This window comes from Actinotignum sp. usb-actsch-213 (genome assembly GCF_059085665.1).
On record NZ_JBHNSQ010000002.1, the window covers coordinates 1 to 14,112 of the forward strand.

The 14,112-nt window shown below is 61.6% G+C and carries 12 protein-coding genes; 7 read left to right on the plus strand and 5 right to left on the minus strand.

The features are described from left to right. Window positions 1–366: 366 nt before the first annotated feature. Complete coding sequence (locus AC5RK6_RS00010; RefSeq protein WP_320758078.1) at window positions 367–774, minus strand: hypothetical protein; 408 nt, start codon at window positions 772–774, stop codon at window positions 367–369. Window positions 775–1,297: 523 nt separating this feature from the next. Between AC5RK6_RS00010 and AC5RK6_RS00015 the strand changes: the two genes are divergently transcribed. Together AC5RK6_RS00015 and AC5RK6_RS00020 are read left to right on the plus strand one after the other, a co-directional pair. Beyond that, window positions 1,298–2,488 (plus strand): NAD-dependent formate dehydrogenase, encoded by a 1,191-nt coding sequence (locus tag AC5RK6_RS00015; RefSeq protein WP_320758077.1) that lies wholly within the window; start codon window positions 1,298–1,300, stop codon window positions 2,486–2,488. A gap of 289 nt (window positions 2,489–2,777) precedes the next feature. Beyond that, window positions 2,778–5,015 (plus strand): CAP domain-containing protein, encoded by a 2,238-nt coding sequence (locus AC5RK6_RS00020; RefSeq protein WP_320758076.1) that lies wholly within the window; start codon window positions 2,778–2,780, stop codon window positions 5,013–5,015. Window positions 5,016–5,075: 60 nt separating this feature from the next. Here the strand turns inward: AC5RK6_RS00020 and AC5RK6_RS00025 are convergent, their stop codons facing one another. Continuing rightward, window positions 5,076–6,014 carry a sugar kinase gene (locus tag AC5RK6_RS00025; protein ID WP_435730835.1) on the minus strand — a complete coding sequence of 313 codons (939 nt, stop codon included), beginning with the start codon at window positions 6,012–6,014 and terminating at the stop codon, window positions 5,076–5,078. Window positions 6,015–6,344: 330 nt separating this feature from the next. Between AC5RK6_RS00025 and AC5RK6_RS00030 the strand changes: the two genes are divergently transcribed. The 5 genes from AC5RK6_RS00030 to AC5RK6_RS00050 all read left to right on the plus strand — a co-directional run bounded on the left by AC5RK6_RS00030 (window position 6,345) and on the right by AC5RK6_RS00050 (window position 10,553). Then, entirely contained in the window at window positions 6,345–7,778 is a 1,434-nt protein-coding gene (locus tag AC5RK6_RS00030) for a sodium/glutamate symporter (RefSeq protein WP_320758074.1), read from the plus strand. A 67-nt stretch (window positions 7,779–7,845) separates the two neighbouring features. Beyond that, window positions 7,846–8,601, plus strand: a complete 756-nt coding sequence (locus AC5RK6_RS00035) for a CBS domain-containing protein (RefSeq protein ID WP_274735030.1) — start codon at window positions 7,846–7,848, stop codon at window positions 8,599–8,601. Window positions 8,602–8,803: 202 nt separating this feature from the next. Then, the gene (locus tag AC5RK6_RS00040; RefSeq protein ID WP_274735031.1) at window positions 8,804–9,304 is read left to right on the plus strand and encodes a phage holin family protein; all 501 of its coding nucleotides are present in this window, start codon (window positions 8,804–8,806) and stop codon (window positions 9,302–9,304) included. Then, on the plus strand, window positions 9,301–10,011 hold the full coding sequence (locus tag AC5RK6_RS00045; protein WP_320758073.1) for a DUF3618 domain-containing protein: 711 nt from the start codon (window positions 9,301–9,303) through the stop codon (window positions 10,009–10,011). Before AC5RK6_RS00040 ends, AC5RK6_RS00045 begins: the two co-directional genes overlap by 4 nt. A 266-nt stretch (window positions 10,012–10,277) precedes the next feature. Further along, entirely contained in the window at window positions 10,278–10,553 is a 276-nt protein-coding gene (locus AC5RK6_RS00050) for a DUF3073 domain-containing protein (protein WP_016442195.1), read from the plus strand. Between the two features lie 537 nt (window positions 10,554–11,090). On the opposite strand, the gene AC5RK6_RS00055 is transcribed toward AC5RK6_RS00050, so the two are convergent. The 3 genes from AC5RK6_RS00055 to AC5RK6_RS00065 form a co-directional block, all read right to left on the minus strand. Next, window positions 11,091–11,465 (minus strand): sterol carrier family protein, encoded by a 375-nt coding sequence (locus AC5RK6_RS00055; protein WP_320758072.1) that lies wholly within the window; start codon window positions 11,463–11,465, stop codon window positions 11,091–11,093. A gap of 117 nt (window positions 11,466–11,582) precedes the next feature. Beyond that, entirely contained in the window at window positions 11,583–12,932 is a 1,350-nt protein-coding gene (gdhA, locus tag AC5RK6_RS00060) for an NADP-specific glutamate dehydrogenase (protein WP_435730836.1), read from the minus strand. A gap of 78 nt (window positions 12,933–13,010) precedes the next feature. Further along, the gene (locus tag AC5RK6_RS00065) at window positions 13,011–13,961 is read right to left on the minus strand and encodes a phosphoribosylaminoimidazolesuccinocarboxamide synthase (RefSeq protein WP_435730837.1); all 951 of its coding nucleotides are present in this window, start codon (window positions 13,959–13,961) and stop codon (window positions 13,011–13,013) included. Window positions 13,962–14,112: the final 151 nt, after the last annotated feature.

Sequence of the window (14,112 nt, forward strand, 5' to 3'; positions counted from 1 at the left end):
AAAACGGCCAAACACATCCCCAAGCCTTTGGGCGCAGCCAATAACGGACACCCGCTAAGATAGCCGCCATTCCGCAATATACAGGCGCATACTCAACGTGTTTTATACAAAAACCGCAAACCCAGAACCGTATTCAGTATCACAGTCTCTTTTGGGTAGTTTTTTATAAAGTTAAGGCCATTACCGCACTAGTATTGCAATTGAGCACCCCCCCCCCGGGGTTGGTCATTCGTAAAAATAACGCATTTGTATCAAAAAGGGGGAGATCATGATTCCTACCGTGAAACGTATCATCGGACTTGGCGTCATCACCGCCTTGACCTTCCTCACGCCCGTAACGACGGCCAGCGCCACTCAAGACAGCCCTCAACCAACGGCGAATCCAGACGAAGCGGGACCTACGATTATTCGGGAAATAATCGACCAGCCCGATCTACTTATACCTCTGCCTCCCGTACCGCAGCCAATGCCCACGGCCACACCCGTGGTAGAACTGCCCCCGGTTCCAGTGCCACCTCGCAGGCCAACACCTAGGCCGGTCCCGCCTCCGCCACCAACACTGCCGACGATGCCTACACCCACCCCGGCTGAGAGTACCCATCCCACTCCAATGCCACCAACAACAACTCCGACGGCGCCTTCGCCCACTGCGTCACCATCTACGACGCCGTCACCTGCACCCAGCGAATCGAGTACGCCATCACCGACGACTACCCCGTCGGAAACGCCAACGCCGACCGCTTCGGATACTCCCACGGCAACACCTGCTCCCACAGAATCACCTTCGGCAGAACCCACACCAACACCGACGGCTAACCGGCCGGCGAAAAGCTTAGCCAACTCAGGCGTTTCCATCGGGGCCGCAGCGCTTCTCGCCGGGGGATTGCTCGTGGCGGGGAGCGGCGTCATCGCCCGAAAGAAGCGCGCCTAGCGGGTCGCACCCAACAACATCCCGTCACGTACACGAAGAAGGGTAGCCGGTCTTCACGCACCGGCCACCCTCCTTTCGCACCACCACCCACAAGCAAGAACTAAGAACGCTCACAACGAATCCGCAAGCTAGGACTAATGGCACATCCCCATAAACTCCATATCCATTATTTGCGATAAAAAATAAGACGATTCCGATCACAAATCGCCCCCATAAACGGCTACATTCCACCATTTTACACCCACCGAACCACAACTTAGCGACACCAATAAAAAGGGCCTTGACACACCTCACCCACCTGGGACTAACGTACTAAGCGGGCCGGCGAAGAAGCTGGCCTCTCACTACTAAAAGAGGTGATTTTTAATGGCGAAAATTCTCATGGTGCTGTACCCGGATCCCGTGGACGGCTTCCCGCCCAAGTACATCCGTGATTCAATCCCCACGATTGATTCTTACCCGGGTGGCTCCAGCACCCCTACGCCGTCGAGCATCGATTTCACACCGGGCGAGATGGTGGCATGCGTATCCGGCGCCCTGGGCCTGAAGAAGTGGGCTGCGGATAACGGGCACGAACTCATCGTCACCTCCGATAAGGAAGGCGAGAATTCGGAATTCGAGAAGTACCTTCCGGAAGCGGACGTGGTTATCTCGCAGCCGTTCTGGCCCGCTTACCTGGGTAAGGATCGCCTGGAGAAGGCTAAGAACCTCAAGCTGGCCATCACCGCCGGCGTGGGCTCCGATCACGTGGACCTCACCGAAGCTATGAAGCGCAATATTACGGTTGCTGAGGTCACCTACTCGAACTCGATTTCAGTGGCCGAGCATGCGGCTATGACCATCCTCAACCTGGTGCGCAACTTCGTTCCCGCCCACCGTATCGTCACCGATGAGAAGGGCTGGAATATCGCCGATGCCGTCAAGTGGTCCTATGACCTGGAAGGCATGGATGTCGGTGTTATCGCCGCTGGGCGTATCGGCCGGGCTCTGCTCAAGCGCATGAAGCCCTTCGATGTTAACCTGCACTACTACGATCTGTACCGTCTCGATCCTCAGACCGAGAAAGAACTCGGGGCCACCTACCATGAATCCGTTGAGGATCTCATGCGCAGCGTGGACGTGGTTTCCATCCATTCCCCGCTCACCTCGGATACCTACCATATGGTGGACGAGAAAATGATCAACTCGATGCGCCGCGGCTCCTACATTGTCAATACCGCCCGCGCGGAGATCGTGGTGCGTGACGACATCGTCAAAGCTCTCGAATCCGGCCAGCTCGGTGGTTACGGCGGGGACGTGTGGTACCCGCAGCCTCCGGCCGAGGACCATCCGTGGCGCACTATGCCGCGTAACGCGATGACCCCGCATACCTCCGGTTCCTCGCTGTCCGCACAGACTCGCTACGCTGCCGGCACCCGCGAAATTCTTGAAGATTTCTTCGCTGGCCGCCAGCTGCGCGATTCCTACATTATCGTCCAGGGTGGGGCGCTCGCCGGAACCGGCGCAAAGTCCTACACCACTGACGGTAAAGCCAGCCCCGGTTCCACCGGTAAGTAATAAATTCTCTAGCTCTCGCAAGTCCTGAACTCTCCGTCGGCGCCGTGTGGCGAAGCGTGATCTCCCCTCTCGGGAATCCGATTCGCTGCGCGGTGCCGGTGTCATATACGGGTATTTCGCGGCGCCGGTGCCGTGCATGCGTTAACCGCCCCGCTCCGCGCGCTAGCAGCCTTCCGCTAGGCCAGCATCTTCCCAATCTATGTCCGGTTTATACCCAGGAACGCCCACTAGCCTGCGCACCGGGAATCATCCCTTTCACTTTCACGGTCGAAACAGAAAGAGAACTCTTATGCGCACATCGGCGCTCCTCATGACGGGGGCTCTGCTGGTCCCGTTCGCCGCCCAGGCACTGCCGGTCCTCAGTCCCGCTCCCGCCGCCGCCAGCGAATCCACGCCCGGTGACAATTCCGCAGCGCAGCTCGCCGAGGCTCGCGCCCGGCTCACCGCCGCCATCGCGGCTCGCGACTCCATTCTCACCGAGATGAAGGAGAGCGGCGCGAGCACCGCGGATATCCAGAGCGCCGCGCAGGCCTACGCGCGGGCGAATGCGCAGGCGGAGGCCGCGCAGCAGGCTTATGATGCCGCGGTAGCGAAAGCTTCCGGTTTCGATTCCGCGAAGAAGGGGTACGACGACGCCGCAGCCGCCATGCCCCATCTCACCACAAATGCCGAGTCAACTAAGGCCCGCCGCGATGCCGCACAGGCCGCTTACGATAAGGCCATCGCGCCCAATCCTGAGGCTGCCAAAGCGGCCCAGGAAAAGGTTGACGCTGCCCGGGCTAAGCTTGAAGAATCCAAGGCCGCAGCGCAGCAGCAATGGGACCGAGGTGCCCTCGGGTTCTATGAAACACGGAGCGCCCAAAAAGCTCTGGATGTTTTCAGCACCGACAAGGACTACCTGGGTAAGCCGCTGGCCTCCTATACCCATCCGGGTGCAGCTGATGATGCTACGAACCTGGATTCCATGGCGAAAACCCTCAACCTTATAAATAAGATCAACGAGCTGCGCGCGCAGCATCAGCTCGAGCCCCTCAAGGTCACGGACTACCTTATGGCGGTAGCGCAGCTGCAGGTGAACGCGCAGTCCCGCACCAATAAGATGGCTCATATTAAGGCGTTCAATGTGGCGGAGAACCTCGCTTCCGCCCGCTATGCCGGAGATGAGCTCTCTCTCAAGCTCTGGTATCACAACGAAAAGGCCCTCCACGATCAGGGCGTCACGGATTTCGCAAAAGTCGGGCATTACCTTAATATTGTCAACCGCGATTACACCGTGACGGGAATGGCTTACGCTCCCAATATTCAGGCAAATACCTTTGATCACACTCCTCTCTACGGGGATCACTCCGAAGCGCAAACGGTTGCCGAGTACTCCGATTCATTGCAGCGCTACATGAATGGTCTCAAAGATGAGATGGCACACGGCTCCTCCCCGGCTCGCACGAATTTGGCCGATGCCACAGCCGAACTTGAAGCAGCTACCCAAGGCACCACCGAATCTGTCGAAGCCCAGGTCGCGAAGGCGAAACTAGAAACTGCCACGCGTGAATACGAGGCCGCCAAAGCCGCACTCGATGCCGGGCAGGCCAAGCTCACTGCTGCGACCGAAACCTATGAGAGCGCGAAGTCCGCAAAGCAAGCTGTCCAGAAACTGGCAGAACAGCTCGCCGCGGCAAGCGCGGAACGTGATCGTGCCGCCGCCCGCGCCGCACAGCTCGGCGAATTTGGCCAGCGGCTTGCCGCCGCCGAAGCTGATGTGGCGCGCGCTCAGGCCGATGTGGATCGTCTCTCTCCGGCGCCCGCACCCAAGCCCACGCCGGGCGGCCCCGGTACGGATATGCCCGCCACCGGCAATGTTTTCTATGTTTCCAATGATTGGACCTCGCGCCAGGCCAGCAATGTGTTCTCCTACGGGCGCGCGGGCGATGAGGTTCTCGTGGGTGACTGGGACGGCGACGGTGTCGATACGTTCGCGGTGCGGCGCGGCAATAAGATCTACGTGAAGAACAGCGTCGACGGCGGGGCTGCCGATGTTGAATTCTCCTACGGTCGTGCCGGTGATGAGATCCTGGTGGGCGATTTCGATGGCGATGGGAAGGATACCTTCGCGGTGCGGCGGGGCAATACCTTCTACGTCCTCAATTCTTTGCACGGCGGAGAGGCCGACAAGGTGGTCCACTACGGCCGCGCGGGCGATACTGTGCTCACCGGCGATTTCGACGGGGACGGGAAGGATACCTTCGCGGTGCGGCGCGGCAACCTGTACTACGTCAAGAACGTTATTGGGGGTGGCGCGGCGGATACCGTTTTTTCTTACGGCCGTGCGGGTGACGCCACAATCCTGGGCGATTTCGATGGCGACGGCGTAGATACGCTGGCGGTGCGCCGCGGCAATACCGTTTATGTGAAGAACTCGCTGACCGCTGGAGAAGCGGATCAGGTCCTCACCTACGGGCGGGCCTCCGATCAGCTCTTCGTGGGCGATTGGGACGGCAACGGTACCGATACCCCCGCCGTTCGCCGCTAGCCCGTAACACTCCGAACCGCTACCGAGGTGGCGCGTTAGCCAAGGCCCGCAACCTATGTGCTAGCGCGCCACTTCGCCGCCGGAAATCTCCGCGATGGTGAGTTCTTCGCGGGTGGGCCCGCCTTCCCAATCGCCGATGGTGCCCACCGCGAAGGCTCCCAGGAGGTGCCCGCGATCCAGGCGCTCCGCGAAGGAAAGCCCCTCAAGCCACCCGGAAAGATACCCGGCCACGAAGGCATCACCAGCCCCGATGGTGTCCACCACGGTGACCCGCCGCCCGGGTCGTTCCACCGACTCGGTGGGTGTGGTCACGCGCGCCGTCGTCGAATCCTTCCACACCACTTCCGCAACGCCCCAGTCCAGCAGGCGCTGAGTTGCCGCGGACACCTCGGATTCACCGGTGAGCAGCTCAAGTTCCTCCGTACCGCCGAAGACCACATGCGCCCCGCGCGCGATCCGCGCGAGCACCGGGGCCGCATCCGCCGCCTCCCACAAGCGCGAGCGGAAATTGACGTCGAAGGAGACCGGTACCCCGCGCTCCCCGGCCAGCTCCACCGCGAGCATCGTGGCAGCGCGCGCTTCCTCCCCGAGCGCCGGGGTGATACCCGTGAGGTGCACAATTTTTGGTTCCAGCTCAAACATGGCGCGGATCTGCTCGGCGGTAATGAGCCGCCCGGCGGAGAACTTACGATGGTAATCCACCGCAAAAGTCCCCAAGCCCGCGTGGCGCGACACCAGCACCCCGGTGGGCGCGGTGGTGATTTGGCGGGCGTGATCCCAACGCACACCCTCGCCGCGCAGGGTGCGCATAATCATGTAACCGAACAGATCCTTGCCGACGCTACCAACCCACGCCGTGGAATGGCCCAGCCGCGCCATCCCGATGGCCACATTCGTTTCCGCACCGCCGAAAGACGCGCGCGGTCGCGCCCCGATCTGCGGGGATTCCGTAAAGGTCAGAGCCCCCATCGATTCGCCGAAAGTCACCAAATCCGTCATATTTTTCCTCCTTGATGACGACGCCGCCCGCGCCCCGCCGCCCCGGCCTGGTGCGCCGGCGCCGCGTGCGTGGCGGTCACCATAGCCATCATATCGAGGGGGAGCACGCACGGGAGAAGAGGTCCGGCGTCGTCGTTAATAAAGGAAAAAGCACACAGCGCAAGCCACAACGAGACGCAAGCCCCGGCGTGAAACTCCGCACATCACAACCCCCAGCACCACACCTAACTAAAACATCACAGGAGTTTTACTGTATCTTTACCAATGGGAGGAGGTTCCACGCACCCCTCCCCTAAGCTTCGCGCAACTATCGCAACCGTAGGAGGGACGATGAACGCATATACGCCGTGGGCCATGCTGGTCGACGCCGGAATGATTGGCCTGCTGCTCGCCATTGGGGTATTCCTGCGCGCCCGAGTGAAGTGGCTGCAGAATATGCTGGTTCCCGCCTCGGTGATCGCCGGCGCATTGGGGCTGGTGCTCGGCCCGAATGTACTCGGTGCGATAGCGAAAAACCGCGGCTGGCATATCGGCTCCTGGCAGGTAACCGGGATTCCGTTCTCCGAGCATATGGGCACCTACGCCTCGATTCTTATCGTCATCGTATTCGCCTGCATGGCACTCACCGATGATTTCGACATCCGCAAAGTCAATAAAGCGGTAGGCGGTTTCGCCTCTTACGGGGTGCTCATGTACGGGGCGCAGGTGGCGCTCGGCATGGCTTTCGCGCTGCTTTTCCTCACCCCGGTGCTCGGTTCGCCGGACGTGCTCGGAATTATGCTCTTCACCGGATGGGCGGGCGGTTTCGGAACCGCCGCCGCCGTGGGCAATATTTACGCGGAAAATGGGCAACCGGAAGTGGCCTCACTGGCCTTCACCTCGGCCACGGTCGGCCTGCTGGTCGGGGTGATCGGCGGGATTATTCTCGCGAAATTCGGGGCGCGGCGCGGGCAGGCCAAGGCTTTCCGCGGCATGGATTCCCTGCCCGATGAACTCCGCACCGGGGTGCTCGACGCCAATAAACGCCGCCCGGCCCTGGGATACCACACCTTCTCCGGCGGCTCGATTGAGACGCTCTCTTTCGAGGTTGGAATTGTGAGCCTGGTGGCGGTGGCTGGCTACGGCATCGGCCAGCTCCTCAAGCATCTTTTCCCCGGCATTTCCTTCCCGCTTTTCGCCATCGCTTTCCTGGTGGGCATCGTGGTGCGTATCGTCATGAACGGGGTGGGTGCCTCCCATCTGCTCGACGCGGGCACCCTACGCTCGGTATCCGGCCTATGCACAGACATTCTTATCGTGTGCGGTATCGCGTCCATTCATCCGGAATTTGTATCTGACCACATTCTTGCTCTCGGGTTGCTGTTCCTCTTCGGCCTTATCCTGTGCACGGTTCTGGGCCTGGTAGTGGCCCCGCGGCTCATGGGCGAGGGCTGGTTCGAACGCCAGCTCTTCACCTGGGGCTGGGCCACCGGCTCGGTCTCCACCGGCCTGGCGCTGCTGCGCATCGTGGATCCCAAGCTGGAATCGGGCACCATCGAGCAATTCGGTTACGCCTACCTACCCGTGGTACCGGTGGAGATTTCCGCGGTGTCCTTCGTGCCCGTTATGGCTTTGGCCGGAATGGGCTGGGCCGTGGTGGGTGTCTGGGGCGCCATCGCGGTGCTCGGACTGCTAGGCGGCTGGTGGGTGGTGCGCTCCGGGCATGCGAATACTCACGGCGCGCCCGGCCCGGTGGGCACCCTGGGTACCGGGTTTACGGGCTAGGCGGATCGGTTGCGCGGGGCGGGCCACCAGGCGACTCGCGGCACCGCCGCTTCGCTACCATGGTGATATGCACGACGACGCTACTTCTTCCACCGCGAACTCCCTCACCCAACGTTTCCTTTCCGCGGTGGAAGATCTCCGGGCCGAGCTTGACCATGCCACCGGGCTAGATTCGCGCGGTTTTGGGGATGCCTGGGCGAAAGCGTACGCGAAGCGGGTTCCCGCGGTGGTCCGCAATCATGACTTGGGAGAGGTGCTGCGCAACCTGCGTAATACCATCGCGCATAACAACTACAAGAATGGCCAGCCCATTGCCACCCCGCGCGCCGATCTGGTGGAGGCCGCCGAACGGTTACTATTCCAGGTGCGTAACGAACCTCAAATCCAGAACTTCATGGTTCACGACGTCGCTACCGTCTCCCCCGCGGACACCTTCGCTACTGTCGCCACCATTCTGCACGCCCACGGCTACGCCCAACTGCCGGTGGTGGACAACTCCACGGAATCCACAGACGCCACGATTACCGGACTACTCACCACTAATATGGTGGCCCGCTGGGTGGCCGGCATGGTAGCGGCCGGGAAGGAATCACAGCTGGCTGAGGTACCGGCCGGGGAGATCCTCGCCCACAGCGGTGCACATGATGCTCCTCTCTACGCCAAACCTTCCGACCGCGCCATGGCGGTATGCACGGCCCTCACCGACCGCGGCCACCCCGCCGTACTGATCACCCGCACCGGAGATGCCACCGGGGTGTTGATCGGACTGGTAGCCCGCGCCGATGTGGGGCGAATTTTCCGAGAAATCGCCATTGCGAGATAGGCGCACCGCGCGGGAGGCTGCTGCGGCGTCGTACCACTGAGGGATCACCCCGTCATCGGAACGGCACCGCCCCGCACGCCGTGAAACCGCCGCGTCCTCGCTCAGGAAGAAATTTTCAGCTTTCCGTTATCTATTTAAAGCTTTCTGGGGCACACTAGAATGTATCTATCGCCACGTTATTAGCCGACGTAAAGGGGATGTGATGGCGCAAAAAGATGTTGAGAACGCACGGGCAAGCACCACCGGGCCACTTCCGGGCTCCGGCTACGTAGCGTCCTCCTCCGAAGAAGCGCGAGCAGCCGCGGCACGCGAACCGAACCGCCGCACCGTGGGCGAATTGTTCTCCTCCGCCACAGCTCAGTTCTCCACCCTGGTTCGTGACGAGATTCAGTACACCCAGGCCAGTCTCAAGCACAAGGTCCTCAATCTCGGGATGGGCGGAGTGCTCCTCGCGGTGGCCGGCGTGCTGGCGCTGTTTATGTTCGGTTTCCTGTTGCACGCGGCCGCGGCTTTCTTCACGATGGTCTTCGGTGGGCGCTGGTGGGCCGGTTACCTGACGGTTGCCGGGATTCTGCTCCTTATTATTGCGGTGCTCGCGCTGCTGGGGCTGCGCAAACTCAAGAAATCCGGAAAGTATCCAACTAATCTTGTTGGCGGCCTGAGCAAGGACGTCGACGCCGTGAAGAAAGGCCTATCGAAGTGAGCGCTTCCGATAACCGTAAACCTGAGGACATCCAGCGCGATATCGAACGCACCCGCGCGGAGCTAACCGCCACCGTCAATGAGCTGGTGGATCGCCTCGATCCGCGCACGAATATCAAAAACGCTACGGATGCCGCTAAAGACAAGGTGGCTTCCACCACGGCCACCCTGAAAGATAAGGCTGCTGCTTTGACAGAAGCCGCGAAGGATAAGGCTTCGGCTTTTGCGGATAGCGCGAAGAGCACCGCGGCCGAGGCCTCCGCCAAGGCCTCCGATTTCGCGTCCACCGCGAAGGAGAAAGTGAACGGCCTGGCTGATTCCGCGAAGGAGCGTTTCGCCGGCGTGGGCGCCAGCGCCGCGGGTGCTGATGACTGCGGCCCGTGCGGTTGCGGTTGCGCCGATACCGACGTGACACTTGCAGAATGCGAGGGCGGCGGGACGTGCGGTGGAGCGTGCGAATGCGGTGGCGCGCACCATTACGACGACGCCGCCGGCCACGGGTGCTCCGGCCATTGCTCCGCAGGGCATTCCCCCGCCGGCCATTGCTCCGCAGGAATTCCCTCGCCCGCGCAGGTAGCCCAGGATGTTATTGCCGATGCTCGGCGCGGGGAACAAACCGGGCTGGCCGTGGTGGCTGGTCTTGGGATTGCCGCCTTGGGTGCAGTCACACTACTGGGTAGTGCCCTCTTCGGGCACCGGCGCAAGTAGCTGCGCGGCGCCTTCACCCGCGGGTTGCTCGCCGGGAGGTACGTTGCCCCGAGGTGGGGCGAATCATTTCCGCGGCCTGTCTGACCTGAACTGCGGGCGTGGCGCGTGACACCTGTCGCGGGCTCGCCAGGCCCTTTACAGGCCATCTACCTGGGAAAGGTGAGGAGCGCCGTACTCTTTCCGCGTATGTCACATAGCCATCTATGGGCTACAGCGGCTAATATAGGTCACGAAATAGTAAACCGGGCTAGAAGAGCCCAGATGAGATGAAGGGGGTCGAGCTCATGGGGCGCGGCCGTCAGAAGGCTAAGCAGCGTAAGGTAGCCCGGAATCTCAAGTACTTTACACCGGATACTGATTACGCCGCTCTCGAACGTGAGCTGGGTATTAATCGTGATGCGCGTCAGGAATCCCACTACGATTCCTCGGATGATCCGTACGCTCGTTACGCAGACTACGCAGATTACGACGAGTCAGATGACAATGACGATGACTGGGCGGACGACTACGATCCGAACAATATTCCACCAGCCACCAAATAGGTACTCATTCCGTTAACGAACGTGCCGGCGGCCCTAAGGCTGCCGGCACAATTGTTTCTAAGCCAAGCTCGAAAACAAAGTGCGCGGGAGAGCACCGTTTCAGAGCGATTTCGTGTTCCTTACGCGCACTTGACAGGAGTCAATGTCCAGGACGCGCACTTTGAGGGGGAGAGACTCGGTCAGCTAACAAAATGTACCTGGGTGACAGTTTTTCCGCGATTTAATGTCCGTGGCGTACACTCTCCGGCCCTAACAGTCCAAAATGCACCTTTTACAGCCTTGACGCCTGAGAATGACCCACTCCGCCTACCCTGCCCCGCGGGAAGTCGGTCCACGGAATGTAGGGCTGTTGGCTCGAGATGCTACCCGCCCCGGCAGGAGACGGGGTGTTTTTCCGAGATGTACTTCGCATGTACGACATCTGCACTACAGCTCGGAAAACACCTACCACCCCCGCCGGGATGCGTGTGACTATTGAGACTCCAGAGACTTGTGTGACTTATGGGATTCCCACGATCAGCGCGCCACACCCTCGGCTCATCGAGCCGAGCCGGCCACATGCACCAGGGGGAGAAACTCGGAGAGGTTCGCGCGGGTTCCGGAGGCGTCCACCCACCCGGAAGCCACGGCATCATCCCAGTTCAGAGTACCCACGCACAATCCCAAGAACGTGCCCGCATCGCATTCGACCACATTCGGCGGGGTACCACGCCGGTGGCGCACCCCGGCAACCGCCTGCACCGCCCCAACATAAGGGACTCGGATTTCCACCGCGTGCCCGGGATGCCGCGCCGCGAGCTCCTCGAGAAGGAACCGCACAGCCGTGCGCGATTCACTCGCGCTCAGCTCCTCACCTGCGTGAAAACGGGTGAGGAGGGGCAGCGCGTCCGCGCTATCGATTTTTCGTGTCACGGATCCACTCTACGACGCGTCGGAGCACAACGGCACCTAAGGTACGACGGCGCAACCGCGAGCGCGCCGGGCACCGCGAGCGCTCCGGGCACACCGAGCGCTCCGGGCATACCGCTCTTAGATCACGCCCTGGGCAATCATCGCCTCCGCGACCATCTCGAAGCCCGCGGCATTGGCGCCCACCACATAGTCACCTTCGTGGCCGTAGCGGGCGGCGGCATCCAGGGCGGTGTCGTGGATATCGTGCATAATATCGTGTAGTTTGGCATCCACTTTCTCGAAGTCCCAGCTTTGGCGTGCGGAATTCTGCTGCATTTCCAGGGCGGAGGTGGCCACCCCGCCGGCGTTCGCGGCCTTGCCGGGCGCGAAGAGCACACCGTTCTCCTGGAGCAGGTGGGTGGCCTCGAGGGTGGTCGGCATATTCGCGCCTTCCACCACCGCGCGCACTCCCCCGTCGAGAAGCTGGCGCGCATCGGCCTCATTGAGCTCGTTCTGGGTGGCACACGGGAAAGCAATATCCGCGCGAATCCCCAGGTCTGCCAGGTTCCAGACCTTCGCCCCGGCCTGGTACCGGGCCCCGGGGCGCTGCGCCGCGTAATCAGAGACCCGCCCGCGCAGATCTTCCTTAATATGGCGAAGGAGCTCGACGTCGATGCCGGCGTCGTCGTACACCATCCCGGAAGAATCCGAGGCGGTGACGACACGCGCGCCCAGCTGCTGCGCCTTCGCAATCGCGTACAGCGCAACGTTCCCGGAACCGGATACCACCGCGGTGCGCCCGTCCAAGCTTTCCCCGTGCGCGGCAAGCATGGCGTCGGCGAAGTAGACCGCGCCGTAACCGGTGGCTTCGGTGCGGGCGAGCGAGCCGCCGAAGCCGAGTCCTTTGCCGGTGAGCACGCCGGCGTCGAAGCTATCGCGGATGCGGCGGTACTGGCCGAAAAGATAGCCGATTTCGCGCCCGCCCACGCCGATGTCACCGGCGGGAACATCAATATCCGGGCCGATGTGGCGCTGCAGCTCGGTCATGAAGGACTGGCAGAAGCGCATCACTTCGTTATCGCTTTTACCCTTGGGGTCGAAGTTCGCCCCGCCCTTGGCGCCACCGATGTGCTGGCGGGTCAGCGCGTTCTTGAAGATCTGCTCGAAGCCGAGGAATTTGAGCATGCCCAGGTAGACGGTGGGGTGGAAGCGTAAGCCACCCTTATAGGGCCCGAGCGCGGAGTTGAATTGCACCCGGTAGCCTTTGTTGACGCGAATTTTCCCGGCGTCATCCACCCACGGCACCCGGAAGGCAATGATGCGCTCGGGTTCGACGAGCCGTTCCAGGATGGCTTGGTCGGCGTACTCGGGGTGAGCATCGAGGACCGGCGCAATGGAGTCGAAAACTTCGCGCACGGCCTGATGGAATTCGGGTTCGCCCGGGTTGGCGGCGACGACCTGATCGTAAACTTTATTCGCGTAATGCATATCAAAATGGTAAAACGTCCGAGTGCTTTCACGGTAAGATTTCGCACCGCGAACACGACTCCGCGGTGCACGTCACACTTACCGCCCGGGCCAGCGCTCCCCGGTGAGCATTTCACAAACACGCAGGTAACGGTCGCGAATATCGGCCACCACAGCGGCGGGAAGGGCTGGCGGTTGGGTGCCTTGCTCCGCATTCCACCCGGATTGCGGGGACATGAGCCAGACCTGGGCAGCGTCCTTATCGAAAGAACGCAGCGCTTCCGGGGTGGGCAGCACCTCCCCGGATTTCACCGCGCGGTAGTCGGTGGAAAGCCAGTAGTGGGCAGTATCCGGCGTGAATGCTTCGTCGGCCAGGATGAGCCGGCTGGAGCCGGCATCCATATCCGTACCGAATTCCAGCTTGGCATCCGCGAGCACCAGCCCGCGGGCCAGCGCGATGGCGTGGGCGTGCCGGTAAAGATTGAGAGCCAGCACGCGCACTCGCTCTGCGGTGCTCTCCCCCACTCGAAGTATGAATTCCTCCCACGGAATGGGGATATCCGGGTAGCCAGGCCGGCGCTTTTCCGCAATCCCGACCCAAGGTAGTTCTAGTTTGGCGCCCACCTCGATAGCGCCGTCGTACGGCATGGCATCGAGCGTGCCGAGGGTTCCGAGCGAGCGCACCGCGCCCGCGGTCAGATAGCCGCGCACCATTACTTCGTACGGGAGCATGCGCAGGGCCCGCACCAGGATCCCGCGCGCGGCAATATCCCGCGGGACGCCGCCAGGTAGGTAGTGGCTTTCTGCGATATCCCCGGTACGGTCGAACCACCAGCGGGCAATCCGGGTGATAATTTCGCCCTTATCCGGAATGAATGTGGGAACAACGTGGTCGAAAGCCGCGATGCGATCCGAGGCCACAATAAGATAGGTATCCATCCCGGCCATCGCACCCCCGGGCACGGGCCGGTATAAATCGTGCACCTTCCCGGAATAGGTGCGTTGCCATCCCCGAATGGGGACAAGGCTACCTGTGGTGTGTGTAGACATTCCCGCCCCTCAATCTCTTCACGCGGGAGGCTCCTTCGCGTTCCCGCTCCGGTGTTGCGCGAGGGGTCACCGCGGGCTCCGCATCACGTACCGCAGCCCAACGGTGATTCTCCCCACACAACGTTCTTTCCTTATAGTAAAGGAATCTTCA